20 protein-coding genes and 3 pseudogenes are annotated in these 26,436 nt (G+C 57.6%); 9 read left to right on the top strand and 14 right to left on the bottom strand.

The window, feature by feature from the left end; genetic code table 11:
* Nucleotides 1-159: 159 nt before the first annotated feature.
* Both CO667_RS23770 and CO667_RS23765 read right to left on the bottom strand, forming a co-directional pair.
* Nucleotides 160-1,098: a sialate O-acetylesterase gene (locus CO667_RS23770; protein ID WP_097620756.1), complete on the bottom strand. Its 939-nt coding sequence runs from the start codon at nt 1,096-1,098 to the stop codon at nt 160-162.
* A 354-nt stretch (nt 1,099-1,452) separates the two neighbouring features.
* A complete protein-coding gene (locus CO667_RS23765) occupies nt 1,453-2,391 on the bottom strand; it encodes a sialate O-acetylesterase (protein WP_097620755.1) in 939 nt (312 codons plus the stop codon).
* Nucleotides 2,392-2,815: 424 nt separating this feature from the next.
* Between CO667_RS23765 and CO667_RS23760 the strand changes: the two genes are divergently transcribed.
* On the top strand, nt 2,816-4,798 hold the full coding sequence (locus CO667_RS23760; protein WP_097620754.1) for an acyltransferase family protein: 1,983 nt from the start codon (nt 2,816-2,818) through the stop codon (nt 4,796-4,798).
* Between the two features lie 52 nt (nt 4,799-4,850).
* A complete protein-coding gene (locus tag CO667_RS23755; protein WP_097620753.1) occupies nt 4,851-5,153 on the top strand; it encodes a hypothetical protein in 303 nt (100 codons plus the stop codon).
* 11 nt (nt 5,154-5,164) lie between these two features.
* Here the strand turns inward: CO667_RS23755 and CO667_RS35965 are convergent.
* Nucleotides 5,165-5,304: pseudogene (locus tag CO667_RS35965) on the bottom strand (ATP-dependent DNA ligase); the annotation flags it as partial.
* Nucleotides 5,305-5,439: 135 nt separating this feature from the next.
* Between CO667_RS35965 and CO667_RS23745 the strand changes: the two are divergent.
* Complete coding sequence (locus CO667_RS23745; RefSeq protein ID WP_097620752.1) at nt 5,440-6,876, top strand: DUF882 domain-containing protein; 1,437 nt, start codon at nt 5,440-5,442, stop codon at nt 6,874-6,876.
* Between the two features lie 293 nt (nt 6,877-7,169).
* Here the strand turns inward: CO667_RS23745 and CO667_RS23740 are convergent, their stop codons facing one another.
* A complete protein-coding gene (locus tag CO667_RS23740; RefSeq protein ID WP_097620751.1) occupies nt 7,170-9,485 on the bottom strand; it encodes a rhodanese-like domain-containing protein in 2,316 nt (771 codons plus the stop codon).
* A gap of 133 nt (nt 9,486-9,618) precedes the next feature.
* Between CO667_RS23740 and CO667_RS23735 the strand changes: the two are divergent.
* Nucleotides 9,619-9,773, top strand: a pseudogene (locus CO667_RS23735) (class C beta-lactamase); the annotation flags it as partial.
* Nucleotides 9,774-10,174: 401 nt separating this feature from the next.
* On the top strand, nt 10,175-11,131 hold the full coding sequence (locus tag CO667_RS23730; protein WP_097620750.1) for an NAD-dependent epimerase/dehydratase family protein: 957 nt from the start codon (nt 10,175-10,177) through the stop codon (nt 11,129-11,131).
* Nucleotides 11,132-11,240: 109 nt separating this feature from the next.
* On the opposite strand, the gene CO667_RS23725 is transcribed toward CO667_RS23730, so the two are convergent.
* Genes CO667_RS23725 through CO667_RS23710 form a run of 4 tightly spaced genes read right to left on the bottom strand, consistent with a single transcriptional unit; the run spans nt 11,241 to nt 15,931 of the window.
* Complete coding sequence (locus tag CO667_RS23725; protein ID WP_097620749.1) at nt 11,241-12,611, bottom strand: glycosyltransferase; 1,371 nt, start codon at nt 12,609-12,611, stop codon at nt 11,241-11,243.
* Nucleotides 12,601-13,785: a glycosyltransferase gene (locus CO667_RS23720; protein WP_097620748.1), complete on the bottom strand. Its 1,185-nt coding sequence runs from the start codon at nt 13,783-13,785 to the stop codon at nt 12,601-12,603. The genes CO667_RS23725 and CO667_RS23720 overlap by 11 nt, the downstream gene beginning before the upstream one ends.
* Entirely contained in the window at nt 13,785-15,086 is a 1,302-nt protein-coding gene (locus CO667_RS23715; protein ID WP_097620747.1) for an ABC transporter ATP-binding protein, read from the bottom strand. The genes CO667_RS23720 and CO667_RS23715 overlap by 1 nt, the downstream gene beginning before the upstream one ends.
* Complete coding sequence (locus CO667_RS23710) at nt 15,083-15,931, bottom strand: ABC transporter permease (protein WP_097620746.1); 849 nt, start codon at nt 15,929-15,931, stop codon at nt 15,083-15,085. The genes CO667_RS23715 and CO667_RS23710 overlap by 4 nt, the downstream gene beginning before the upstream one ends.
* 103 nt (nt 15,932-16,034) lie before the next feature.
* Here CO667_RS23710 and CO667_RS23705 point away from each other — a divergent pair, with 103 nt between their 5' ends.
* Complete coding sequence (locus CO667_RS23705; RefSeq protein ID WP_097620745.1) at nt 16,035-19,076, top strand: trifunctional glycosyltransferase/class I SAM-dependent methyltransferase/polysaccharide deacetylase; 3,042 nt, start codon at nt 16,035-16,037, stop codon at nt 19,074-19,076.
* Here the strand turns inward: CO667_RS23705 and CO667_RS23700 are convergent.
* A complete protein-coding gene (locus tag CO667_RS23700) occupies nt 19,065-20,114 on the bottom strand; it encodes a glycosyltransferase family 2 protein (protein ID WP_097620744.1) in 1,050 nt (349 codons plus the stop codon). The genes CO667_RS23705 and CO667_RS23700 overlap by 12 nt on opposite strands.
* Before the next feature lie 120 nt (nt 20,115-20,234).
* Here CO667_RS23700 and CO667_RS35960 point away from each other — a divergent pair.
* The 3 genes and pseudogenes from CO667_RS35960 to CO667_RS23690 form a co-directional block, all read left to right on the top strand.
* A pseudogene (locus tag CO667_RS35960) lies at nt 20,235-20,357 on the top strand (glycosyltransferase family 2 protein); the annotation flags it as partial.
* Entirely contained in the window at nt 20,357-20,515 is a 159-nt protein-coding gene (locus CO667_RS35475) for a hypothetical protein (RefSeq protein WP_179874211.1), read from the top strand. The pseudogene CO667_RS35960 and the gene CO667_RS35475, both read left to right, overlap by 1 nt.
* A gap of 1,037 nt (nt 20,516-21,552) precedes the next feature.
* Nucleotides 21,553-21,759 (top strand): hypothetical protein, encoded by a 207-nt coding sequence (locus tag CO667_RS23690; RefSeq protein WP_085738057.1) that lies wholly within the window; start codon nt 21,553-21,555, stop codon nt 21,757-21,759.
* A gap of 418 nt (nt 21,760-22,177) precedes the next feature.
* On the opposite strand, the gene CO667_RS23685 is transcribed toward CO667_RS23690, so the two are convergent.
* The 5 genes from CO667_RS23685 to CO667_RS23665 form a co-directional block, all read right to left on the bottom strand.
* A complete protein-coding gene (locus CO667_RS23685) occupies nt 22,178-22,426 on the bottom strand; it encodes a hypothetical protein (RefSeq protein ID WP_097620743.1) in 249 nt (82 codons plus the stop codon).
* Nucleotides 22,427-22,527: 101 nt separating this feature from the next.
* A complete protein-coding gene (locus CO667_RS23680) occupies nt 22,528-23,235 on the bottom strand; it encodes a TfuA-like protein (RefSeq protein ID WP_097620742.1) in 708 nt (235 codons plus the stop codon).
* Nucleotides 23,232-24,425, bottom strand: a complete 1,194-nt coding sequence (locus tag CO667_RS23675; RefSeq protein ID WP_097620741.1) for a YcaO-like family protein — start codon at nt 24,423-24,425, stop codon at nt 23,232-23,234. Before CO667_RS23675 ends, CO667_RS23680 begins: the two co-directional genes overlap by 4 nt.
* A 417-nt stretch (nt 24,426-24,842) precedes the next feature.
* Nucleotides 24,843-25,268: a helix-turn-helix transcriptional regulator gene (locus tag CO667_RS23670; protein ID WP_097620740.1), complete on the bottom strand. Its 426-nt coding sequence runs from the start codon at nt 25,266-25,268 to the stop codon at nt 24,843-24,845.
* 221 nt (nt 25,269-25,489) lie between these two features.
* Nucleotides 25,490-26,122 (bottom strand): class I SAM-dependent methyltransferase, encoded by a 633-nt coding sequence (locus CO667_RS23665; RefSeq protein WP_097620739.1) that lies wholly within the window; start codon nt 26,120-26,122, stop codon nt 25,490-25,492.
* Between the last annotated feature and the right edge of the window lie 314 nt (nt 26,123-26,436).

Below are 26,436 nucleotides of genomic sequence, written 5' to 3'. Positions count from 1 at the left end.
TCCGCGTTTGCTGGCGGATAGATTGGCGCGCCGGACGACGTCATCTTCGCCACCGTCCACCCCCGTCGGAGAGCGAGGTGACACCAATGACAAGCGATAAGGTGCCGAATAGCGGATGGGGCCGAAGCGTGCGAAGGTGCGAAACCGGTTCAGCGAAGACTATCGCGAGGCTTCCAGGCGGCTACCCCCGCGCAGAAGGTTCAGCCAGGCCCGCGACAGTTTCTCCGCGCCTGAGCCGCCGATATGGCAATCGTCGTAGCGGTCATCCCCATCGAGCAACGCGTCAGAATTTACTCCCTCTCGGATACCATGGCCGCTTTTTGACAGGGCCAGCTGCGCCCGTACAATTGGATTGTCTGGAATATGCTCCTTAAAGCCGCCGTTGCTCGGCTCCAGGCATTTCGATGCGGTAGAAATGTAAACGGGTGCCTCGACGCCGTGCTGACGCAGCGTGTCAACCATCGACATGAAACGTTGCTGATAGGCCTCCGCAGTGGTGCCCAGAACGAGGTCCGCCTCTCCTTGCACCCAGAGCACGCTCGTTATTCGATAGTTGGAATCCTGAAGCTGTTTCATTGTATCGACCAGCACAGGATTGATGTCGCCACCGGGCGCCCACCGTGCGATCTCAGATCCGGAATAAGCGAGAGGCGCGAGGACGACGCTGTCATACTGTCCCGAGGCAATCAAATTGTTCGCAAGGAGCGTCCAGTATTCTCCCTTGGTATCGGTCGATCCAAGAAGTGGCGACGCTGCGACGAAGCACCGTTTGTCAAAGGCGTTGACGACGCGAGCGCCATAATTCGACCTGTGTCGTTGTCCACCGTCGTTGGCCGCGTTCGATTGGCCAAGAATGAGCAAGACAGCCGTTCGATCGGTTTGAGTGGGGCAGGTCACAGAGGTTTTTGATTCATCCCCGATGAGGCGTTCCTTGTCGTCGAAACTATATCGGCTTGGGGCCGCCGGCTTCTCTCCAACAACCGTTTTCCTCAGCGCGGAAAGTTGTGGCCACGGAAAGATCTCATGTCTCGCGCTCATGCCGCCGACGAAGTATATCGCGATTAAGGCGGCCCCGCCGACTGTTAGCGTCTTACGCATCTCGTTACCCTTTACTCATCACCCGATAGCATGGAGCCTATTGGACTAATCAAGGCCGGTCCAGTTATGCAATAGGGGTAACCCAAGCATCACTCGATATTGACGTCATTCATCGGAGGGTTGACGTCATCAGCGGTTGATCCGACGGCAATCGCGGCCGGGGTCAGCAGGCCGGGTCCTCGCTTTCTTTTCAGTCATCCGCGTCTGCTGGCGGATAGATTGGCGCCGGACGACGTCATCTTCGCCACCGTCCCCCCGTCGGAGAGCGAGGTGACATCAATGACAAGCGATAGGGTGCCGAATAGCGAACGGGGGCCGAAGCGTGCGAAGCTGCGAAAACCGGTTCAGGCAAGACTATCTCGAGGCTTCCGGGCCGTGATCGCCGCGCAGAAGGTTCAGCCAGGCCTGCGACAGTTTCTCCGCGCCTGAGCCGCCGATATGGCAATCGTCGTAGCGGTCGTCTCCATCGAGCAGCGTGTCGGAATTGACGCCCTCTCGGATACCGTGGCCGCTTTTTGACAGGGCCAGTTGCGCCCGCACGACCGCATTGTCTGGAATATGCTCCTTGAAGCCGCCGTTGCTCGGTTCCAGGCATTTCGATGCGATCGAAATGTAAACGGGCGCTTCGACGCCGTTCTGACGCAATGTGTCGACCATCGACATGAAATGGTCCTGGTAGGCCTGCGCAGTGGTGCCCAGAACGAGGTCCGCCTCTCCTTGCACCCAGAGGACGCCCGTTATCCGATAACCGGACTCCTGAAGCTGTTTGACTGTATCGACCAGCACTGGATTGAGGTCACCGCCTTTTGCCCAGCGTGCGACCTCCGATCCGGAATAGGCGAGAGGCGCGAGGACGACGCTGTCATACTGTCCCGATGCAATCAAAGAATTGCCAAGCAGCGTCCAGTACTCTCCCTTGGTATCGGTCGATCCAAGAAGTGGCGACGCGGCGATGAAGCACCGTTTGTCAAAGGCGTTGACGACGCTAAGACCATAATTCGACCGGTGTCGTTGTCCCCCATCATTGGCCGCGTTCGATTGGCCAAGAATGAGCAAGACAGAAGTTCGATCCGTTTGAGCCGGGCAGGTCACAGCCGTTTTCGTTTCATCCCCGATGAGCCGCCCCTTATCGTCGAAAGTATATCGGCTTGGCGCCGCTGCCTTCTCTCCGCCCACCATTTTCTTCAGCGCGGAAAGTTGTGGCCACGGAAAGATCTCATGTCTCGCGCTCGTGCCGCCGAGAAAGTACATGGTGATCAAGGCGGCCGCGCCGACTGCCAGCGTTTTGCGCATGGTCGTGACCTTTAATCATCATCCGATGACTAATCGGGGCTGGTCCAGCCACGAAGGTTCCTTGACACCAGCCACATTTGCTTGCTCGGGCATGATCTTTTGAAAAGAGGTCGTCGTGAAGATCGAGCCCCGTCGCTGCTTCAACTATAGCCCGGACCAGCGATTGCAATCATCCAGTTGGGTGAGAGATCGCGCCTGCCAGTAATCCCGCGTGCGGCAACATGAAGAAAGCCGCGTTGCGCGTGGGAAGGCGATCACAGATTGGCGCTGCGAGGACAATGTGGGAGCGGAGCACCGGCTATTCCTTTCGCTGCCCTGATCATTTGGATCGACGGGCGCAGCATCTCTGTGTTAGGGAGCCCCAAAGCGCCACTCTTGCGCGCGACCAAAGTGACGCTCTCGATAGCGAAGGCAGGCGCTACCATTGAAGGTTTACCGACCAGAGATTGATGGCTTACGGGCCATATCGGTGATCGCCGTTATTCTCTACCACGCCGAGTTCACGGTTGCCGGCCACACGTTGCTTTCTGGTGGATACATTGGCGTCGATGTATTTTTCGTGATCAGCGGCTTCCTGATTTCGCAAATTTTGCTGACGGAAATCGAAGCAACGGGGCGTATCGATTTTCTTAAATTCTATGCCCGGCGCGCGCGGAGAATTCTGCCGGCGTTGTTCGCAGTCATTTTCGCGACAATTCCCCTCGCCTATTATTTTTTGTTACCACTGGAACTCACAGACTACGCGAACTCCATAGGGTCGGCGCTCCTGTTTGGATCGAATATCTATTTTTATTCTACTGCGGCTCAGTACGGGGAGCCCAATACCCTTCTCAAACCTTTTCTTCACACCTGGTCGTTGAGCGTCGAAGAGCAATTTTATATCGGCTTTCCGGTCTTATTGCTCCTCGTGCGCCGATACCTGAAATCAAGGTTTTTGCCCTGTGTGTTGCTCGCGGCAGCCTTAAGCTTTGTATGGTGTATCGTCACGGTGCGGCATGACCCGCAACAGGCCTTCTACTCGCCATTTACCCGGGCCTGGGAACTGCTGGCCGGAACACTTCTCGCCTATCACGAGGTCAAGCGTGGACGAACCCGCCCTCAGCCGTTGCTCGCGGCGGCCGGGCTTATCCTCGTTCTTGGTTCGCTCATCCTGTTTGGAAAGGATACGGTTCATCCTGGCCGGTTGACTTTGATCCCAGTCATCGGGACCTGTCTGGTGCTCGCATTCGCAAGTCAGCAGAACGCAGCCGGACGCCTGTTGGCGTCTCGGCCCGCGGCGCTCACCGGATTGGTGTCCTACTCCTTATATTTGTGGCATTATCCGGTCTTCGCCTTCTGGCGGTTGACAAGCTTGAATTTCGACAACAGCGATAAGTTTCTTGCCGTCGTCGTGACGGTCCTGGTCGCGGTCGTCAGCTTCGTCGTCATCGAAAAGCCCTTTCGCCACACCAGGAGAAGCCGCGCTCTCTGGATCACCCTGAGCTCATCCGTTGTTACCATCGCGGCTGCTGTCCTGTCGGCAATCACTATGGCCGGTTTTCCTCACAGGCTGGATGAAGTCTATTCACCTCTGGCGCAGGCGAACGAAGCACGGCTCGAAAGCACTTTTCTAAGCCTGAACGACAACATTCAAGCCGGGAAACCGATTATCTTCATCATCGGGGACTCGCACGCGAGAAACTGGTCAATCGCGCTGAAAAATTACATCGATGCCGACCGATATCAAATCGTGGCACTCAGCTACTTGAACTGCATGGTCGAGATCAAGAACGATATTGTTAAGGCCCCCTCTCGCGCCAGCATTTACGATAAATACTGCATTCCCTTTGAAAAATATATCAACGACAAATCATTGCTCAGCCGAACGAAAGCGATCTTCCTCACCAGCCTTCGGCCCTTTGAGTACACCGTCAACCCCTTCCGGTTCGAGCTTCTTTCCTGGATGAAAAGCCACTCGGATAACGCGCGCATTTTCGTTTTCGGAAATTATTTCCAGCTCGATGAATCGCACTCGTGCCTGGGGCTGATGTTTCAAAGAAAATCCGATGCCTCCATCTGCCTGCGGGAAGCGAGCTATCCGCCGGCCAACCAGCCTTTGGCGCAACTGCCATTGTTCCCATCCGATCTTGCGTTCACCTACGTCGATATCGTTAAGCTTCACTGCGATTACGACAAGGAGAAATGCCTTACCAGCAGCAGGGGTGTTCCGTTCATCACAGACTGGAACCATATGACAGCGGAATTTCTGACGACCCTGATTGGTGACATTCTGGAAAGGAGAACCGCTGACCTGCGGGGCGACGGTCTCCTCGACTTCCTGGTACCGCCGCATGCCGGGCAATCCGAACGAACTGCAAGTTCTCAGCCGAAGGCTGGTCGCACGTCTTCCGCTTCTCCATCGAATTAAGCGGCCGGACACCGGGAAAGACGAGGATGCCAACATTGATGGGGAAGCTTGATTGAGTGACGATCGAATTCAACTGTGGATCGGTCTGTGCGTCGTGGGCGGCTTTTGCGCTTACAACTGGTATTGGTACATCCGATCCATCATTTTCTACCGGAAGAATGGCTTCGATTTCAGTAAGGATTTCGGGCCCGACATCTATTTTTCCCAATGGCAGCATCAGCGCTTCTTAGCAAAGCCGAAAGCAAAGTTCTTCTTCGCCATGCCCTTTGTGCTGGTGGTGACCTCCTTTATATCGATCTTCATGATTTTGAGTCTGATGGGAATTATCAAGCCTTGCATGGGTTGCGGCCGGTAGCGGTTGGGAAGTTAATCTAACTCATAGACCGCGACATTATCCTGCTCCTCCCGCAATCCCTTATATGAGGCGTGGCGCAACCGACCGCCCTCCGTCCAAGCTCGACAATCGATCTCGGCAATGAGCAATGCTGGAGCCAGATGAGATCCTTGCAGCGACCGGCATAGCTGACTCGCTTTCGCTTATCCGATCTCGGTCGTCGCCTAACCGCCGACCGGCGGGAAGGAAAGCTCGCGCATCCGCTTATTAGGAATTTATTGACCATAAGCTGGCTTTACTGAGCGTGATGGATGCGGAGTTCCCGCCCGTCGTCGAGTGTTTGGTGTGGGCGGGATTGGTCGTGTTGAAGTATTCAGTGCAAGGATTATCGGGCAGAGCCTTGGGTGGAATTGCCGCGCTCCTGTCGCGTGCGGAACGTTTTGCCGCGCAGACCATTCTGCCGGCTCTGTTTGCACTGCCGGCACTTGTCGGTTCTGCATCTTTTGCCTCGGCGGAAGATCGCGCCCTGAAGCTGTTCTTTACCCATACCGGCGAAAGGGCCACGATTACCTACAAGCGCGACGGCAAGTTCGATCCGAAGGGCCTTGCCCAGATCAATCGGTTTCTGCGCGACTGGCGAAGGAACGAGCCGACCCGGATGGATCCGCGGCTGCTCGACCTGGTCTGGGAGGTGTACAAGAAGAGCGGCGGCAAGGACTACATCCACATCGTCTCCGCCTATCGTTCCCCCACCACCAATAACATGCTGCGCAACCGTTCGCGCAGCACCGGTGTCGCCAAGAAGAGCCAGCACATGCTGGGCAAGGCGATGGATTTCTACGTTCCCGGCGTCAAGCTTGCGACGCTGCGGGCGCTTGCCATGCAGATGCAGGTCGGCGGTGTCGGATATTACCCGAGCTCGGGATCGCCCTTCGTGCATCTCGACGTCGGCAATGTCCGGGCCTGGCCGCGCATGTCGCGGCAGGAACTCGCGCGAATTTTCCCGAATGGGCAGACGATGCATCTCCCGGCCGATGGCCGGCCGCTGCCGGGATACAGTCAGGCGATTGCCAACTACAAGAAGCGCGGCGGCCCCAGCTCGATCCAGATCGCCAGCAGCGCGGGAGAAGACGAAGACGCGGGAACCTCGACCAGGCCGAGCGGCGACACCGGAGACAACAAGCTCGTGACGGCGCTGCTGCCCACGCCCCGAAGCCGGGCATTGAATGCGCTGGCGCTGCAGACCGGTGCGGTCGAGCCGGATGAAAAGCGGGATGACAAGCGGTCGGCTGGGGATGTTTCATCTCTGTCGATTCCGATACCGGCGATGCGGCCGGCCGCTCTCGCGCCCGACGCTGATGTGGATGACAAACTGGAAACTGCATCGATCGGCCCGATTGCCGTGCTTCCGGATAAACCAACCTCTGCATTGCCGGCCCACGCGCGCTTCGAGCCCCTCGTTGTTGCGCAAGGAGCCTCCAGGCAGGGCGCCGATATGATCGCCTCCCTGCCGATGACCGCTTCCTGGGAAGAGGCAAATTTCCTTGGATCGACGTCCGACGCGGCGCTGATGAAATGGGCGCTGCATTCTCCCGGCGAGGTGATGGGATTGAGCGCGCCTCGCCTTTCTCCCCGCATGGTTCATCGGGAGGTCAATGTCGCGCCGTCAGGCAAGGATATCATTCCGGTCGCCGCCGCTGATCTGTTCGATGCGAGCCGATTTGCGTCGCCCCCGGAGGGGTGATTGCAGTCGTCAAGGCTTAATGGGTTGTGCCTGCGAAACCGGTCAAGAGCGTTTGGCGTTGATTCTACTGACGAATTTCCGCCCCAGGAGATCGCCGCGTGCCCCTCATCCGGCTACCGCCACCGACCGGGGTCGAGCCACGGGTCTCGACCCGTCCTTCGGACCCCCGCTTGTGGGGCGAAGGGACCAAGCCGCGACGTCCCCTTTCTCACCTCACCCTCGCAGGGCACGTTCCCTCGCCCCGTTTACAGGGGGCCGAAGGACGGGACGAGACCGAGGGGCAGCCATTTTGGCTATTGTCCCGGAGCGGTCTCTATAGGGTAGTGAGCATCCTCCCACGCGGGAAAGCCACCGGCAAAGTGGTAGACATTCTTAAACCCCCAGACCAAGGCTTTGGCCGATGCATAGGCGGAATCGCCGCAATATTTGCCGTGGCAGGAGAAGATCACCTCCTCCTCCCGGCTGACCGCCTTCGACAGCGTGTCTTTTGCCAAAACCTCCACGACCGAAAGGTTGATGGCTCCCGGCGCATGCCCGCGACCAAAGCTCAAAGCGGTGCGCACATCGACGAGCTTGACGCCGCGGTCGTGCAGCCGCTTGGCCGTCGGGGCGTCTATCTCGGTGGCGCCCTTGATATTGTATTCCCCGTTGTTCTTGCCGATCAGGCGAGCGTATTCGTCATAGGAAATATCGGTGCCCGCTCCCTCCGGCACGCCGGCTTTACGCAAGCCCTCCTTCAGGCGCTCGCGATAGGCCGTATCGTAGTTGAAAATGTCGCCGTACCAGTACCAGCCCAATTCCTGCACCGTCAGCGGCGAGTAGCCGGCGGGAACCGCGAGCGCGTTGTATTTTTCGATGTTTTCCTGAACGCCGTCCGTCCGCCCGAGGTGGCCGAAGCTCGACACCAGCGTGGCGTAGTCTTCACTGACGTCCGATTGCCGGATCACCAGCAGTTCGAGGGTCTTCACCGCCTCCGCATATTTCTCCTGGTGGAACTGTGAAATCGCAAGAACCCTGAGATAGCTCGGCGGATATTGCGGGTCGACACGCATCGCCTGCTGCACTTCGCGTTCGGCCTCCGGAGCATGGCCCGTTGCGTTCAAAATCCGGGCTTTGCTGAGGTGATTTTCGGGATCATTGGAATCGAGTTCCATCGCGCGGCTGATTTTGACAAAGGCGTCAGCATACCGGCCCTGCCGTGCCAGCACCTCGGCGGAGATCGCATAGGCAAGCGGATTGGGCTTTCGAACCGCAAGCGCCAGGTGCCGATCCACGCTTTCCATCGCCCTCTCGAAGCCGACATTGGCGGCCTCCCAATTGGAAACGGCAATTCTCCAATTCGCCGAAGCGAGCGCCGCATGCGCGCGGCTGTAATCGGGGTCGAGCGCGATCGCCCTTTCGAAAAACGGAATTGCCTTGAGGGTTTCATCCTCGCTGTCGTGGCGCAGGTGATCCCAGCCTTGCAGCACGGCGTCGTAAGCCTGCGGGCTCTTCGTCTCCGCCTGCTCGGACTGGGATTTCTCCGCCATCGTGAACTCGACGGTGAGCGCAGACACGATCTCGCCGATGACCTTGTCCTGCAGCGTAAAAATGTCGCTCATCGCGCCGTCATAGCGTTCAGCCCAGAGATGATGGCCGCCGAGCGCGTCTATCAGCTGTGCGTTGATCCGGACCTGGTCGCCCTGGCGGCGCACGCTGCCTTCCAGGATATAACGGACGCCGAGTTCCTCGGCCACCTGCTGAACTTTGGTCGGCTTGCCCTTGTAGGCGAAGGTGGAGTTTCGGGCGATCACAAAGATGCTGGAGAGCTTCGAAAGGTCGGTGATCAGGTCTTCCGTCATGCCATCGGCGAAGTAGGCCTGTTCCGGATCGGAACTGAGGTTGTCGAACGGCAGGACGGCAATGGACGGCTTGTCAGGCAGGGGAAGCGCCATGCGCGCGAGCGATGCGGTTTCCGCACTGGTCTTCCATGAGCCGAGCCATATTGCGCCGAAGGCGGCCACCATAAGCAGAGCCATCGCCGCCAGCGGGGCCCAGCTGCGAAGGCGCCGGATTTTGAACTGCCAGCTCGGCGCGTTTCCATCAAGCAGCACGCGATAGGTGCGGACCGGGCGCGCGATATTTTTGACATGCTGCTCGCCGATAAATTCCAGCGGCAGTTCCACCTTGCCCTGCAGGTGATCGAAAGCGGTGCCGGAGACAAACAGCCCGCCGGACTCACAGATCTGCTCGAGGCGCGCAGCGACGTTGACCCCATCGCCCAGCAGATCATCGCCGTCGACGACGACGTCGCCCAGATTGACGCCCATGCGAAAGAGCAGCCGGTGCTGGGGCGGGATATCCGCCTGCCGGGCCGCAACCTGCTTTTGCGCGGCAACGGCACACAGGACGGCATCGACGACGGAGCCAAATTCCACGATCGCGCCATCGCCCATGAGCTTCACGGTGCGCCCGTGATATTCCGCCAGCAGTGGCTCGAAGACTTCGGAGCGCAATGTCCTCATCGCGGCCAGCGTACCGGCCTCGTTATCCTCGATGAGTCTTGAATAACCGACGATATCGACGGCGAGAATTGCAACTAGCCGCCGCTCGGCATGATCCTCTCCCATGGTCACGCTCTCCAGCGAGGTGACAAAAGCCACGCTTAGCGGATCCCTCGGTCGACGCGAACACTCCTCCGGCCGCCGGAATTCTACTCCAGTTTCCCTCTGCCGACGAATAAACTCTTGCGAAAATGGCTGATCCGGCTCGACGAACGGCTTCGACGCTACGTCGCCTTCATTGCCAAAGAGCCTCTCGGCATCGTCATCCCGGTCAATAAAAACTATCCTAACGAGAATCGTGTCGCCGCAGCCGATCAAATCTTGACCGCACTCTCGGCCGACGGAGCGCAATAGGCTTCTGTGGGACCCGGCAGAAGCCGGCTTTCAAGACGCACAAAGGATGCCATTCAGCTTGCAACGACGGTCGTGCTTTTCCTGATATCGGGTCGGACTTTGGCCCGATGCGCCAGCCAGCGACCGCATGATACAAACTCGTTTGAGTTTGACGGACGTGCTGTGGGCGTAATTGGGCACAATTCATAGCAGCGAAAGGGCCGCAGACATCGGAGAGGCAGCCCATGTTCTGCACCCGCAATGTCTCTCGACGCCGAACAGAGGATGCCACCCCAAGTAAAGGAATCAATAATTAACAGTAATGGTAGAGTATTTCCTGGAGTTTTTCTAGGTAATTGCCACATGTAACAGGTGATGCTAATACAGCGGCCACCTCTTCCCCAAGTCACGAGGCGAATGTAATGAGAAGCGTATTGGTATCTGGCGGAGCTGGGTTCATCGGATCGCATTTATGTGACAGGCTTTTGCTTAGAACTGACATCGAAAAGCTGGTCGTTGTTGACAATCTTTGGACCGGACTTTTCGAAAATATCTCCCATATCAGGGACCCCCGCTTTCACTTCGTGAAGTCGGATGTCGAGACGTTGCGGAGTTCCGACAAATTCGACGAAATCTACCATCTTGCGTCCCCGGCCTCGCCGCCCTGGTATATGAAGGAGCCGCAGAGGACGATTTCGGCCAATCTTCTCGGAGCATTCCGGCTGCTGGAGCTGTTGAAGAAGGGCGGGCGTTTCGGCTTCACCTCCTCCTCCGAAGTCTACGGCGACCCCTTGGTGTCGCCGCAGCCGGAATCCTATAAGGGCCAGGTCGACTGTACCGGGCCGCGCTCGTCCTATGACGAGAGCAAGCGGTGCACGGAGTCGCTGCTGTTCGAGATGCAGCGCACCCGCGGGCTCAACGTCAAGGTCATCCGCCCCTTCAATATTTATGGGCCCCGGACCCGGGCCGACGACGGCCGCGCGGTCTCCAACTTCCTCACCCAGGCGCTGTCCGGCCGGCCGATCACCGTGTTCGGCGATGGTCTTCAGTCCCGCAGCTGGGGCTATGTCGACGATATCGTCGATGGCTTCGCCCGCTATTTCTGGATCAACGAAACCGACTATAAGGGACCTCTGAATATCGGCAATGATCGTGAGATTTCGGTTCTCGAGGTCGCGCAATATGTTTCCACGCTCGCCGGCGGCGTGCCGATCGTCTTCGAGCCGTCACCACCGCAGGACCCGACGAACCGGCGGCCGGACCTGACCAATGCGCATTATGTCATGCCCGAATGGTCGTGCAAGATCTCCTACGAACAGGGCGTGGCGATGACGCTCGACTGGTTCAGGCAGAAAATGACGGCGGGCGCGGCGGAATAACCATCGCGGCCTGCTGCTCCACGACAGCCGGACGCCCCCAAGGCCGGCCCATCAGCATGGGCGCGGTCGGACGTCTGAACCTGGCGCTCGGCTGCAGCAGTGCCGGTCGCTACGATTTACCGGTATTGTCATAGAGTGCTGAAGGCAATTTCGCCTGCGTCCACTGGAGGTGCTGTTCGATTGTATGCACGCGGAAACTGGGATTATTGAGGATGTTCAATGTGAAGTCGGACAAAGGCGTGGGGACGTTGGTCGGCTGACCCAGCCATTCGGCAAGCGCCACAGGAAGATATCCGTGTATTGCCCGGCGGTTCAGCCACGGACGGAGATGCCGTGCATCCCACGGTTCGGCGCCGATCTGGTGACCCATGTCGCCGACGAGTACCCTCCCATTCACGATACGAGCAGCGAGCGGTCGGCGTTCCGCCAGCATAGCTTCGGCTCCCTCAAGGCCTTGCTCCAGATTGATCTCGAGCACCTCGATGTCGTCGGCAGACGCTGCCGGATCCGTCGGAAGCCGCCAATCCACACCCAAGACTTCGGCGGCACCGCGAAGATAATGATATCCATTGAGCTGTCGCTCCAGCTTCTCGTAGAGCCTGCGAAGGCCAGCCTTTTCCAACATTTGGAGGACCCGGGGGCCAGCCTTGACGAGGGGGTCAAGGACAGACCCGGCGCGGGTAGCGATGGTCATTTGCAGACGTCTCTTCCGCCGCTTTCTTCCGGCAAACCGATGGATTTCGAGCAGCCGCTGTATGTCCGGGTGCTTGCGAGCCATCAAGGCATCGGAGCGTCCCTCTTGATGCCTGCGCACCATCTTTCCAGTGAGTGTCGACGTCTGATGCTCAAGATGATAGCCTAATGCGTCAGGAGCAAAACGAATTGGAACTCCCTTTTTGATCAGGCGTAGACCAAATTCGAAGTCTTCTCGTGCACGGGCGAATTGCGGATCGAGCCCGCCCATTGCGTGAAACAGTTCCGCATCCAGCGAAAGATTTCCTGTCAGCACATCGGTAAAAGCGAACCGATGTCCAGGGCGGGAGACGCGCTCGAAGTGCCTCGTCCACCATGCGCGCGCGTTGAGGCGGAAGCGGTCCTTTGCAATGTGCGGAAGTGGCGGGTAAGGCCCCAATACCACGCCCCCGGGTTGACGCTGATGTTCAACGACGTGCGCCCAAACGAAGTTTTCCCCGGGCTCGATGTCGTCATCCAGGAAGATCAATAAACGGCCGCTCGCGACCTGCGCCCCCGCATTGCGGGCAAGTGCCGGACCGACGCCCGGCAACGACAGGGTACGAAGCGGAACGCGGGTACGAAGCGACGCGAGCATTGTCGACGTGTCGTCCTCACACCCGTCCGCCACAACCAGGACTTCGAATGCTGGGGTTCCATCTCGCTGAGCGTCGAGCTTGCCCAGCAGCGACCTCAGCATGACGGCACGATTGTGCGTTGGTATGATAACGCTGACGTCAACCGCCATTATGCCCTGCCTTCCCTGCTCGCGCCCGCGCTCTGACATAACGAAGCGGGCCGCTCGCAGCCCCTCTGAACTGGGTTAAGGCGTCGTTGTAAGGCAGGCTGAACTGGTGTGTCTGTCGAGGTTGAAACACGCGCCGAAGAAGCCTGATGTAGGAACGAACCATGCGAGGGAGCGCACGCGGGTTTCCCTCGAACAGGAGGGCCTTCGTCAAGATGGCGAACGATGCAGCCTCGTAACCATACATCTGCTGCTGCAGTTCCTTGCTTGAGCGACGATGGCGGTGCCAGTTCAGAGCCTCGGGATCGTAGATGATCCGATACCCGGCTTCGAGTACACGCCGGAACATGTCTGTGTCGCCACCAGCCAGGCTTAGCGTTCCAGCGTCGAGGGCCTCGTCGAACCACCCTACCGCGTCAACGATGGTTCGGCGCAATGCCATATTGACACCGGCACCCGCATGCCATCCGGTGAATGGGTCCAGGTTGTGGGCGTCATAGATCTGACGCCTGAAACCACGGCAAAAACCGCCAAAATGTTGAAAGGCGATCTGCGAGTCCGTTTCCAGCTCTGCCGCCATAGTGAGGCCGGTTACGGCCAGCACCAGGGGGTCCTCGAAATTGCGAAGCAAAGTTCTAAGCCATAGCGGGTCGGGGACCGCATCGTCGTCGATGAAGGCGACGACGTCTGCCTCTACGTTGCGAAGGGCAGTGTTGCGAGCGACGTCAAGACCAGGACGCGGTTCGCGCAGATATCTCACAGTGTCGAAGCGGCCGACCAAATCTCGCGTGGCTTCGCTCGATGGGGCATTGTCGACGACGAGAATATCGGTCCTATCGGGCATAGCCAAAAGCCCGGTGAGGCAGCGCTCCAGATCTTCGGTACGATCGCGCGTGCAGATCACGACGGAAGCTTTCGGCAGCTGACTTGGAGCGGGCGACGGGTCAGGGAGGGCCAGCCGATGCCTCAACCAAGCCTCGAACACCGATGAACCGGCCGCAGACAGAATCCGGTCCTTAATTGGTGTCTTGCCGCCATCGGTGTCGAAGGCGATCACAGCTTGGCCGCACGGACGACCGGCGACCCGGATCAGCACAAGTGCACCCTGATAGTCATCGGTCGGCTCAAAATCTGGCGGAAGGTCAAGAATGTCGATGTCTCGAACCGCAAGGCGCATCAGGAGCTCGGATCCAAGCTGTGCTGACCCAATGAGCCGTGGTCCGGCGAGGTCGCGGTGGGGCGCGACTGTACCTGCTGCCACTGTGTCGGGGGATTCAGCATACCCTTTCTTGGGCCGGGCCCGGTCACGGCGAGAGGATAGACTTCGGCGTGATAGTCGTAAACCTGCTGCCAGTCTGCCGAAAAAAGGCCCACCGTAACGCGATAGTCGCCTGGCGCCAGGTCGATGCGATTGAGTGTTGTTTCGATGCGCACCGTGTCCGAGTCGACGAAAGGGGCGAATTCGGCCAACTTGCTGTCGGTCTCGAAGCAGCACGTATCGTCCGCCGCATAGACGCCGATGACGATAACGGCGTTGCGATCTCTGGTGGCGCCAACATAGGTCAGTGAAATCGACAGCCGCTCGCCCGCAGCGATGGTACTTGTCGGCGCGCCTTGCTCGTTCAGCAATGCTACGGCTGTGATCTGCAGTTCGCCATTGCCGAACCGGCTGACCTGCGGCACCAGTTCGACGGGCAGGTTTGTAACGGCGAACGGTTCATGCTGGACGCTGGCGACCTTCGCCTCGACAGCCGAGGTATAAAGCGGCAGCATTTCGTCGATCGGTCCGTAGCCCACGACGCGGCCGGCTCTCAGGAACAGCACGTGATCGCAGATTTCTCTTACCTGCGAGACGTCGTGTGACACGAAGAAGATCGTGGCGCCGTCGTTCAGTATCTCCTTCACTCTTGCAATGCACTTCTGCTGGAAGGCTTGGTCGCCTACGGCGAGGGCCTCATCGATCAGCAAGACGTCCGGGCGCACATGGACTGCCACGGCGAATGCCAGGCGCATGCGCATCCCGGTGCTGTAACTGCGAACCGGGTTCTCAACGGCCGCCTCCAGCTCGGCGAAGGCGACAATCTCGTCAAACCGCTCGGCAACCTCGGTTCGCCGCATTCCCGCGATGACACCCAGCAGGAAGATGTTCTCGCGCCCCGTCAAATCGTCGGTCAGGCCCGCCCCGATGTCGAGCAAGGCGCCAATTCGACCCATCACCTTGATCTGCCCTTCGTCGGGACGACCAACGCCGCCGATCAGACGCAGCAAAGTGGACTTCCCGGCGCCGTTTAGCCCTACCACGCCGACAGCTTGCCCTGGCGCAACCGCAAAGCTGATGTGGCGCAGGCCCCAAAAGCTTTTCGACTGCACCGCAGACCGCCCGGACAAAAGATAACCCTTCAAGGTGGTGGAGCGCGCCCCCCCTTGCGCACGGTAGCGCTTGCCGACATCGTGGACGGTGATGGCGCCTCGTCTCATACCTCGTCCACCAGGCGTGCGCTGCCACGCTCGACGAGCCAAATGCCGGCAAATAGCATCGGCAAGGAAACCAGCGCAGTTTTCCAATAGATCGCAGCGGGAGGCCACACGTGTTCGACGAAAATGCCGCGGTAGCCCTCGAGAATCCAGGCCATCGGGTTCCAGGTGTGAATTAACGCCATCGGCTCACTCGCCTTAAGCGGGCTGTAGAACACGGGCGTCAGGTAGAAACCCAGCATCAAAACGACGCCTACCAAATGTTGAGTATCCCGGAAGTGGACATGCGCAATCGCAACAAGATAGGACAGACCTATCATGAACAGCGCCTGCGCAAGGAAAACGAGTGGAAGTGCCAGTATGCTTAAAGTCAGGCCCCCGGTCTCGATAAACGAGATGATGAAGAGGAGTGGCAGAGCGAGCAGAAAGTGCACTGCCTGTGTGATGACTGTGACAACAGGAAGTATCCCGATCGGAAAGCCCGGCCGGCGCACCAGTTCGCTACTGCCGGTTATGGAAGTCGTCGCTGCGGGTACCGCAGTGCTGAGCCAACCCCAGGCCAACACGCCGGAAAAGACGAAAGTGGTATAATGGGGAATATCCAGGGGCAGGACGTGACGAAAGATCAGCGAAAAAACCAGCAGTTGGCTCAACGGCCGCATCAAGGACCAGCCGAGTCCAATTGCAGACCGTTGATATCTCGTCTTCAGATCGCGTGCCAGAAGCTCTAACAGCAAATCGTTCCATTGCAGACAGATGTGGATCAAGGGCTTCCACTGATCACGACGCCAATATTGGTCCCGTCGCTTCGCGCGATCAAGCGCATGATCCTTGCGATGTTCAGGCATTTCGGCTCACTTTTGCCACCGGTTAAATACACCTTGCCCCAAAGTAGTAAAGATCATCATACTCGACACGGTAGCGTGATCTCTGTCGCAGGAAGCAATAATTATGCCGATGGTTTCCATTATTACACCGGCGCATGGAGCGGAAACAACACTTTCCTCGACGTTGGAGAGCCTGATAGCGCAAACTCATGCTGACTGGGAATGCTTCATCATTGATGACGGTTCAACCGATCAGACCGCTGAGATCGCGGACCGTTTCGCGGCTCGGGATACGCGCTTCCATGTGCTGCGGCAGGAGCAGAGCGGCGTGTCAGCTGCTCGCAATGCGGGCCTGGCACAGGCGAAAGGCGATTGGGTCGTCTTTCTCGACTCAGACGACGCGCTGGCACCCTTCCATCTCGAAATCATGCTGAATCACACACGAACTTTGCCACAGGCCGACATTCTGCATTGCGGTTGGCGCCGCCTGAAAGATGGTGCTCCCTGGTGGCAGTCTCACCCCGCAGTGAAAATGGACAATCCGTTTGCTGAAACAGCGCGCTATTGCCCCTTCGCGATCCACGCCGCCTTGCTTCGCCGGTCCCGGCTAGCAGAACTCGGCGGCTTCGATCCAGAGATGACAATGTGCGAGGACTGGGACCTGTGGCAGCGCCTGGCTCGAACTGGCGCCGAATTTGCGCCGGTCGAAGGCCTGATGGCTGACGTTAGCGTAGAGGCCGGTTCGCTGTCGTCAAACAGGGTTAGGCATCTCGATTTTGGTCTTAAGGTGATCCGGCGCGGCCACCATTCCGATCCGCGCATCGCCCATCCGGTGCCGGCGCTCGCCCAGGGAATAACAAAAGCTGCGTTGGGAACGGCGTGCTGGTATCTCGCAATCTGGCTTGTCGGCGCCTCAATAGGTCAGGGCGACAATCCTGGCGAACTGCTTGACCGGGTGGCAGAGCCTATCCCACCTGACGCCGATGCCTACGCGCTCAGCGCAATAATCATGGACGGGATTGTGGTCGGCGCCTTCCCCGACGAGCCGATTTGGCCCGGACTCTGGTCGAAGATCCAGGGCAAGCTTCCGGAGCTGGAGGCTTGGCTTAATCGGCATGGTCCCCAAGAAGCTTTTGGTTCCCTGTTGGTTCGTTCACTGGAGCGAAAGGTCGCTGACCAGCTGCCGACCAACGTGCCCGCCACGATCGGAACAACAAGGATACAGCCAATTGATTTGGATCGACCTATCGTCGACCTTATCCTGCCCGGCATTGAGCGGTTGCGCTGTTGCATCTGGCGAGGTTCGACGCTGCTGGGGCAACTGGAGTTTGTGGTCTTCGGAGCAATCGAAGCGGATGCCATACGAAGTCGACTCAGGACGGTGTTCGGCCCGGAGTTCGACGATCACCCAACAGCGGTTTTGGCAGAAGATGGCCTCGTCAATCTTCCTGATCAGGATGACGGGCGCGCCGCCTCCGCCAGCACGGCAGCGCCAAGCTACAGCGGAGTAGCTCAACAGGTGCTGAAGCTCATGGCGAAAATATCATATTGGGCCGAAGCTAAGACAGGAACGGGTTGGTGGAGCAAGGAGGAGCCGACACCAAGACCTGTCGACCCGATATCAGGTACGGCGCATGCCGGGCGCGCCGAATTCGATCGAATCGTTGAAGAGGAAAGCCTGCGGGCGGTTGCAGCCGCAACGCGGATGTCCAAGGAGACGCCGTCGAAAAAAACCGGCCCAGTGGGCGATGAGGTGCCGAGATACGATACGGAGGCGTACTGGGAGGAGCTGTTTTCCCAGGTCGACCCTTGGGACTACCAAAACAACTATGAGACTGTGAAATATCTTCAAACACTCGCGTTGTTGGACGATCGGCGCTTTTCAAACGGCCTTGAGCTGGCCTGCGCGGAAGGAACCTTTACACGGATGTTGGCCTCCCGCGTCGACAACCTGCTGGCGACCGACATTTCGGCGTCGGCAGTCGCTCGCGCGGCCTCGCTTCAGGACCACGATTCCGCGGTAGCCTATCGGCAGTTGGATCTTTTGAGCGACGAGCTAGAAGGGCCTTACGATCTCATCGTCTGCAGTGAAGTTCTGTACTATTTCGAGAACAGAGAAAAACTCCAGCAGATAGTCGATAAGATTGCCGGCAGTCTTCGCACCGGTGGTTGGTTCGTTACTGCCCACGCCAACCTCCTGATTGATATGCCGCATGAGACAGGATTTGGGTGGCCGCATGAATTCGGTGCGGTCGGCATAGGTGAGATGTTTGACCGGCATCCGGATTTAGCTCTCTCGGTCGAAGCCAAGAGTCCGCTCTATAGAATCCAAAGGTTCGAGAAGGTGGAGCACGGGGGCTTCCTTGAGCCGACACGCGTGGAAGTAAACACCGCGCAGCCTTTGCCTCTTCAGGTCGCCGGTCAAGTACGTTGGAGAGGGGGGCAAGTTGTGGAAGCGGCCGCCGACTGGAACGATGTCCCGATCTTGATGTATCATCAGGTTTCGGACGACGGCGCTGAACAGCTTGCTCGATACCGCCAGTCTCCGGAGGCTTTCGAAATGCAACTGGCCTTCCTGCGCGACGCCGGATGGCGCGGGATGACTTTGGATCGGCTGCTTGCCTGTTTCGATGAAGGTGCCAAACCGCCCGAAAAGACATTAGTTCTGACCTTCGACGACGCTACACGCGATTTCATGACTCATGCCCTCCCACTGCTCCATCGATACGGCTTCCCATCCTCACTCTTTGTCCCAACCGATAGGGTCGGCGGCTCTGCAATATGGGATTCGGCCTATGGATCGCCGGCTCCACTGCTAACTTGGGAGGAACTTGCGGCAGTCGCGAACAGCGACGTGACGCTGGGCGCCCACGGTGTCCGGCACGTGCGTTTATCTGCCCTGGCACCGGAGAGCCTATTGCGAGAGCTTGCTGGCTCCAAAGCTATGCTTGAAAAATGCCTTGGTCGAGAAGTGCTGGCGGTCGCATATCCGTACGGCGACTTCGACCCCGCTATCCGGGACATAGCCGAACAGTGTGGTTACCGGATCGGCTTAAGCTGCGTCGGTGGCACGGTGCGGGCGGATGCCGATACGCTCGCATTGAAAAGACAGGAGGTTTTTCGCGGGATCACCCAGTCAGAGTTCGCAAATCTGCTATTTGGCTGAGACAAGAATGGGGGTTTCCACCGTCCAACCCGCATCGTACTTTGTTCCTAGAGCAAAGCGATGATTGGGATTTGGAGAGAAATAAGGTTCCTGCTTCAGCCATGATCGGGCCCTTCTTTTGAGGCTCGTCATTGCCTTTGATCTCGCATCGACCGCAAGCATCTTGGCGGCAATTGGCATGTCATGTCGCGACATGGTAGCCACAAGTCCGATGAGCGCGCGGTATCGGCCTTGTTCAACCGCCCTCTGGGCGAGCCACCGGCCACAGCCGCGTAGGCCGGCCCGGATTGCAAAACCCTTTTCCGGGTGTCTCTTTAGCATTTCATCCGCGACCAGAATCCAGGACCGAAGCATTCGCGTCAGGTTGGCTGACATGTTGTCGGGGGTTTGGCGATAGCCGACAAGATGATCCGGCACCACTACAAAATGCGAGAGTTCAGCGGCCAGGCAGTAGAAGAGGAGATCTTCACATCCCTGCGCGTCGCGCTGTTGGAGTGAGGAGTCAAATCCTCCCGTCGCGTCGAGGACATTCCGCCGTACGAGTGGCGAGCTTCCATTTCCAATGAAGTTTTTGGCAAGTACTTCGTCGAGCACATCTCCCTCGACGGAAATCTCATTGCTTCGGTAAATGATGCAATTCTTGTGGTCAATCATCGCATACCAGGTATAGACCAGCCCGACTTGTGGGCCGCCTGTCTCCAATGCCGCCAATTGTCGCTCAATTTTATCAGGTGACCAAAGGTCATCAGCATCTAGGAATGCCACCAGGTCGGCAGGGGTCGAGCGCCAACCCGCATTTCGAGCAGCAGCGACGCCGGAATTTCTTTGCTTTAATACTCGCACGCGCGGATCTATTTTAGCGATTGCTTGCGCAATAGCCAGGGTGTGGTCCTTAGAACCGTCGTCCACGACGATGATATCGAGCGCATGATGTGTTTGATTGCGAACGCTGCTGATTGTTTCAGCCAGAGTTCGTTCCGCGTTATAGGCCGGGATTACAACAGCAACAGTTACGTCACTTCCTGCCGATTTCTTCAAGCTCTCAACTCCGAAGTCTCCACCATCGCAAATAAGATACACCAAGACGCAGGCTTGAGTGTCAATAACTGGAGTGTTGGTTATTCGACAAAGGTATTTCTAGCCAGCAGCTGTTCGTAGGACCCGCTTCTCCCATTGGTAGGCGGTTGGTCCCGGTTTAGATCGAAAGCATTGTTGCGACGCTTGTCGGAGATCGATCGGTGTGGCGAATGTTCGACGGCGGTCTCATCGCAGGAGGCTTGATGCCTGCCGGCTATACCGTGGCGCAGCGTGTTGCACTCGGCAATCTTAGTGATGCAGTAAAGGCCTGGATATTTTTGATGACAAAAAGCTCTATTGGAATAGAATATCAATCAGTAGAAAAGCAGGTTGGCTCACAACAAGAAATAACCACCCAATAATGATCTGTGACAATCCTATTTTTTACTATAAGCATACCTGCGCACTGTGCAAGCATTCCTACCGGAGGACCCGTCACCACCCCGGCGGGTCCTCAACCTTGTTTATAACAGATTGCCGCAAATGCGATTGCCGGATTGGCTTGACGAAAAAGCCGACGTCCTCGGCAAATGAGGATTGCAGCGCCGGTTCTTCCGGCTCGATATCTCGACCACCAATTCAACTGTTCCCTGAATGCAGGTGGATCCGCAATGAAATTGCGGAAAACAAGAAATCGTCATGAACTCGATATTATTATCCGGTAGATATTCGCAACTATCACCGCTTTCTTCGGGAAAAATGCATTTCGCGATTAATAGTCAGAAAATTGCAGTCATGTTATAATTGATATTTAAATACAACCATTGTCTGAATTTCATTAATTTACCTTTTGATAAATTTTTAATCAATATACCTGCATATGGGCCGCGTGTTATTCTATACAGTCATTCCGACAACCATCGGATTTACCTTCCGGGCGGGAGCAGAAAATCTACACGGAACCATTGCCGCCTTGGCTTCTCAGCCACCCGCCTCATTGGTGAGGTCGTCTCAACCAATGACCCAGCGATCCCCGGATGTTCATGCATCAAGAAGCCTGCATGCAATTCAACAGCGCGCCGCCGGCGGAGGAAATGTTCCAGCCGTAATATATTGATAGATCTCCGGATTCCCTACTCGCTGCGACCTCGGCCAACCGCTTCAACCGGCTGCATCCGGTCTGCCGTTTCAACCCGGTATCCGGTCTTGCACCCTCCGACTGAAAAGCCCGAGGCGCAGGCATGCGCCGCCTTCTTTCGCGAGCCTCCCGATACGAAACAACCGGTATGCGCGGCAAGCTGGCACAGTTCCGTTTCAACACGCCTGAAGGCATGTCCCAGGCGCCTACCTGTGTCGAAATGGTCGCACTCCTTCAGCGAATTAACCCTTCATAAAGCATTTGCTTGCTCAACTTATAATTTGTGTCATGGTCACTGTAAGTAGTGAGGGAGCCGATCTGATGAGTGATCTAGCATCGCAGATTCCGGAATTTGGTTATGATGAGCGCGTGATGATCTGCCGGAAGCAGATCGAGAAGGCGGTCTATCAGTTCATTGCAAATACCAAGGTCGAGGGATGCGATCCGGCAGAAGTCGCAATGGCCATCGCAGACATTGCCGACGACTACATTTTACTGCTGGCCCAGAAGCGCAATTTGACCCACTGAGATCAGCGATCGGCCATCGATCGGCCGATCATCCAGAAGCTATGCGAAACGCAAAATCGCCGACGCTTCCCTGCCCGGCGGCAACGTCCGCGAGACCGTTTACCGCTCGCTTCGAAACCGTCCATGAGTGGAATGTCGAACTGCTTCTGACAGGCGCCCAGCAGTCGGCACTGAGCCGGACTTGCTTAACCTAAAAATCGCGCCAATCCGAGAATGAAGCGCCGAAGCATGGGCACACACGGGGCTTCCGTTTCTGCCCGTTACTTCAGGCGATGAAAACAAGCGGCCTCGGCTTGACTAACTGCCCGGTCCGCATAAGCGCACGCAACAGCCCCGAAAATCGAAGCTGATTTTCGGGGCTATGCGCGGGTTTGAGGCCGCCGGAGTGTTCTCGTCGCGTCCGCTCGGACGCGCCGTACTAATGACTTCTCACACTCACTTGCGGCACCGGAGAACTCAATTCGCCCAGTTCTCTGGTCAAACCCTCCCCCACCTCTTGCTTCACGGCCTCGAGCGCCAGATCGAGGCAATTCGTCGCGAACTCCAGTTTGACATCTTGAGCGACATGTCGCGCATAGGCGATCATCCGCGCCAGCGCGATGAGTTCGTCCAGACCGTCTTCCGCCCCGCGGTCTGCATTTATCTTGGCAACCAATGGCACGCCCATGCCCATTTCTCCCCATCAATGAGGAAATGATACGCGCGCAGACGAGATCGAGCCCGTGAAAAAAGCGTGACACAACTCCCGGTGACATTGCCGTCGTTGATTCAAAGCGTAGGTCGCGTCCGGAACGAGGTTTCATGCAGTTTCCAAGGCAGATCGGCGTTGGAGCGGATGTCGCGGGCCTCCTGCACGGCCTTCAGCAATTCCAGCGCATCGATGCGTTTTTGATCGACGGAATTCGAGACGAGTGCTGCCAGCAGTTGCGAACGGGCCGGCTCTTCTATGTCAGGGCATTGCTCGACGATCGCCCGCCACGTCCGCTTCTTGAAAAACATCGCGCTTGCCGCATCTTCGAGCTCCCGGCGCAACCCCTCTGCCAGCAGTCCGCGATCCTCCATCGCATCGAGGGTGGCGCTGACATTGACGAGCGGTATCGTCAGCGGCTTGCTGCCGAGTGCCGCCGGCGCGTGCATGAGCGCGACGGCGGCATCGTCGATCAGTCGACCGGTGCGATAGTCCTCGAAAATGCGACCGATCCCGACCATCCCGAACGGATGACATTCGGCCGCCCGCAAGGCGCCCATGCTGGCTGCCCCGAAAACGGCGACGCCAAGCGAGAGCGCATGGAGAATTTCCTTATGCCAGACCGGTGCGGCATATTCGAAACCACCGTCGATCAAGCCGATGACATTGGCGCCTTGTTCCAGCTGAGCCAGGACATCGCCTTGCATGGCAGGCGGCAGGACGCGTATCGCTTCGCCGGCCAGCGACGCCGCATCGGGAAGACTGGGGCCTGCGAAAATGACCTTCAAAACCCCATCCCCTTGGCCAGCGCTCTTGCTCCAAATCGCCGGGCGCGCTCCCCCTCCGGATTTTCGAGCTCAGGGATAATGACCTTGACGACGCTGAAGGGAAGCGTCTCCTCGCTGAGGCGCACTGCGATGACCGAAGCGATCCCTTTGTTGCGCAGAGCGTCGAGCACATGCTGCAGCAGGTCCGCCAGATCCTGTCGCCGATATCCTGCCGCGCCGTCGCCGCAAGGATCGGCAGCAGGCGGTGCGGCAACCGCATCGAAGGCGCGCCGCATCAGCGGCGGGAGGGTTCTTGAGAAAGTTGCAGGCGAAATATCGTCCCTGGCGCCGCTGATATAGGTCAGCCGGGATTGCACGGCTTCCGTCACCGCCCGAATGGCCGCACGCACGGGAAACGGATGCGCCCCGCTGCCACCGGTCACCTCGACGAGGCGGATGTCCTTGTCACCGTTGAGATCCCTGGCCCGCAGGACAGTCTCCCCGGGACCGAGCATGGCGGTGAAACAGGGGATGCCGATGTCGCTGGTGATATCGAACAGCTTGAGCGCCAATCCCGATCTTTCGATCTTGTCGATCAGCCCGGTAAGCGCGCTGTCCTCAAAGCCGCGGGGATCGACGCAGCCGGCATAAAGATCGGCTTCCCCGCCCACCTGCCACAGCACATGCGCGTCACGCTCGATACGCTCCAGGACGCCATGAAAGATTGCCTCCTCGACATTATTGCCCGAAGCCAGGCCATCCGACGACATCCAGTATCGCGCGTCACGCGTCCGGTCGAGCACCACCGCTTCGAAGGGAATGTGGATCTCGTCGCCGCTGAGGATATTGACGCCGGCAACCCATTCCGTCTCGTCATTAGGCCCGAGATCGGGTTTGTGGACAGCAGTCAGGCAGCTCAACCTGTCGACCTCGCAGCCCATCGCCTGCAGGTGAGAAGAGGAACCGTGGACGCGCTTGACGACGGGCTCGCCGGCAACCGCCCGTTCGAGGGCTTCCATGACCGTGGAGATCTTAGCGTCCAGATCGGTCAGGCCCTTTCCCTGCGCAATCACGATCGACCGCGAATTTGGGGCATAGGCGCACCAGACAGGGATTCCGATGTCGTCCAATCCGGTATGTCGCGCCACCCTGGTAATGCCGAACCGCGTCAGAAAGGGTTCGACGCGGAAAAGAGTTTCCCCCGGCGACATGATCCTGTCGGAATATCGAGCGCGGTGGGTCAGAATGCCGGCTCAGCCGTCGACGTGACCGGAAGCTGCTCCTGCGCCGAAACGGTGACGACGCCCGCCTTACTGGATATCCCTGGAATAATGACAGTTCCCGCCAAGCAATGCCCCTGCTGTCCAAACCGGCCTTCGATAGGCCGTGCCGTTAAAGTCTTTTTTCCAATTTCCTTACAGGGAACGATGGCGAGCCACGTCTCGACGACAACCACCGTCCTAACGCTTTCGGCGCGTTGCCGATGAAAGAGCGCCCGTCTTCCATCGCCGATCATGGTGCAACGACCGCGCGATGCGTTGGTCCAGCGCCTTATCTTTCATCACCCCACCATTCGCCTCGATCAACCATAGATCGCCGAATGCTTGCAGATGAAGCACGCCCCATCCTCAGCCGTGTACAACCGGATCCTGCAACTCACCGTCGATATCCGACAATCCCGCGACCGCCAGACTTTTAGCCAAGGCCACCAGTTTTTGCCTGATATTCGGATCCTCGATGGCGATGAATGCCTTATTGAGCGCCAGCCCTTCCTTCGAAGACAAAAACCTGTTCAATTCGCTGGTCTCGCCTTCGATAGGTCCGACACCGCCGTTCTCGAAGAAAAAGCCGATGGGCACGCGCAGAATCTCGGATATGCGCTGCAGACGGCTGGCGCCTATTCGGTTCGTTCCTTTTTCGTATTTCTGGATCTGCTGGAAGGTAATGCCCAGAAGTTCGGCCAGGCCGTGCTGGGTCATCCCGAGCGTCTTTCGCCGAACTCTCACACGATTACCGACATAGACGTCGATCGAATTCGGGGATTTAGCCTTCATGTGAATAAGTCTCCCACTTTATCAGCATGCCCAGCCGTATAATGGAGAGTTTAAGCAAGAATGCAACTAAAAGTAAATATTTCTTAAGGATTTTTTTCAGCACTGCACAGAGGAAAAACAACCTGTGGATTATTGCAGCCGATGCCCTTGGAGCGGATGCGCAACCGCATTCTCTCGCCCGCCGGGCCGCTGTCGAAACCAGTGCTGCTCCGACACCGTCTCTAAAGAGACTTTTGAGCGACGGCGATCATCGACTTGGCCAAAACGGGAATCCGTCCGACATATTCAAAACGCACATTGTCGAAGCCGGCTTCGAGCAGCAGCGTGCTTAGCGTGTTCTTCGACCAGAACTTGATATGCCCATGATCCTTCAACGGCATGAAGTGATCATCCATTTTCCCCAACGCGGCCAGCGCAAGGTTCTTCAGATAACCGTGATAGGGCGTCGACATCACGGCGACACCGCCAGGCTTGACGAGATCATATACCGTCGAGGTGAATGCCCTGGGATCGTAGACATGTTCGACCACCTCAATGCTGATGACCGCATTGAACGTGCCATATTCGCTGGAAAGGTCGTCATAGGCCGAGCCGACATTCAGCCGCAGTTCGGGATAATTGATATTGGCCTTGGCGATACCATCGCTGGAAGGATCGACGCCGACGACATAATAACCCCTCTCCGCAAGAGCCGCGGCCGCTCCGCCGGTGCCACATCCCAAATCAAAGACGTCGCGTTCCGCGCAACCGTCGAAATGGTTCTCCAGCACATCGAGCACCGCGGGCAAGATGTAGGAGTGCGCGGTTGTCGGTTTGGCGTGAACATAGGTGGTTGCGTCTAGCTCGACGGACATCTCCCTCCCCCCGGCGATTGCGCGGCAAACCCTATCAAAAAATACGTCGAAAATTTGATGAAATCCGCCAAATTGCAAGGAGAGCCAAAATATAACCTACGGCTTTAAAATAAAAAATTAAACTTTAACACGATAAATTTTAACAATAGAATATCTTGTTAATAAAAACTGATGCGAAATCACAAATCAACCGAACAATCAGCGATATTTTCTCCGGTTTATAGCAGATAATAAAGACAACATCTCCAGACTATACAAAGATACAAAATAACGGTGACTGACTCATAGCAGCAATAGCGACATCGTTCGCTATC

Origin of the sequence: Rhizobium sp. L43, from assembly GCF_002531725.1 — a bacterium.
Classification (GTDB): Bacteria; Pseudomonadota; Alphaproteobacteria; order Rhizobiales; family Rhizobiaceae; genus Rhizobium.
The sequence above is the reverse complement of the archived record's forward strand: the minus strand, read 5'-3'. Positions and strand labels throughout refer to the sequence as shown.

What these genes read in the sequence shown, in the direction of transcription:
- CO667_RS23770 (WP_097620756.1), bottom strand. Translation starts at nt 1,098, where the DNA reads ATGCGTAAGACGCTAACAGTCGGCGGGGCCGCCTTAATCGCGATATAC.
- CO667_RS23765 (WP_097620755.1), bottom strand. Translation starts at nt 2,391, where the DNA reads ATGCGCAAAACGCTGGCAGTCGGCGCGGCCGCCTTGATCACCATGTAC.
- CO667_RS23745 (WP_097620752.1), top strand. Translation starts at nt 5,440, where the DNA reads ATGGATGCGGAGTTCCCGCCCGTCGTCGAGTGTTTGGTGTGGGCGGGA.
- CO667_RS23740 (WP_097620751.1), bottom strand. Translation starts at nt 9,485, where the DNA reads ATGGGAGAGGATCATGCCGAGCGGCGGCTAGTTGCAATTCTCGCCGTC.
- CO667_RS23730 (WP_097620750.1), top strand. Translation starts at nt 10,175, where the DNA reads ATGAGAAGCGTATTGGTATCTGGCGGAGCTGGGTTCATCGGATCGCAT.
- CO667_RS23725 (WP_097620749.1), bottom strand. Translation starts at nt 12,611, where the DNA reads ATGGCGGTTGACGTCAGCGTTATCATACCAACGCACAATCGTGCCGTC.
- CO667_RS23720 (WP_097620748.1), bottom strand. Translation starts at nt 13,785, where the DNA reads ATGCGCCTTGCGGTTCGAGACATCGACATTCTTGACCTTCCGCCAGAT.
- CO667_RS23715 (WP_097620747.1), bottom strand. Translation starts at nt 15,086, where the DNA reads ATGAGACGAGGCGCCATCACCGTCCACGATGTCGGCAAGCGCTACCGT.
- CO667_RS23710 (WP_097620746.1), bottom strand. Translation starts at nt 15,931, where the DNA reads ATGCCTGAACATCGCAAGGATCATGCGCTTGATCGCGCGAAGCGACGG.
- CO667_RS23705 (WP_097620745.1), top strand. Translation starts at nt 16,035, where the DNA reads ATGCCGATGGTTTCCATTATTACACCGGCGCATGGAGCGGAAACAACA.
- CO667_RS35475 (WP_179874211.1), top strand. Translation starts at nt 20,357, where the DNA reads ATGCCTGCCGGCTATACCGTGGCGCAGCGTGTTGCACTCGGCAATCTT.
- CO667_RS23690 (WP_085738057.1), top strand. Translation starts at nt 21,553, where the DNA reads ATGAGTGATCTAGCATCGCAGATTCCGGAATTTGGTTATGATGAGCGC.
- CO667_RS23685 (WP_097620743.1), bottom strand. Translation starts at nt 22,426, where the DNA reads ATGGGCGTGCCATTGGTTGCCAAGATAAATGCAGACCGCGGGGCGGAA.
- CO667_RS23675 (WP_097620741.1), bottom strand. Translation starts at nt 24,425, where the DNA reads ATGTCGCCGGGGGAAACTCTTTTCCGCGTCGAACCCTTTCTGACGCGG.
- CO667_RS23670 (WP_097620740.1), bottom strand. Translation starts at nt 25,268, where the DNA reads ATGAAGGCTAAATCCCCGAATTCGATCGACGTCTATGTCGGTAATCGT.
- CO667_RS23665 (WP_097620739.1), bottom strand. Translation starts at nt 26,122, where the DNA reads ATGTCCGTCGAGCTAGACGCAACCACCTATGTTCACGCCAAACCGACA.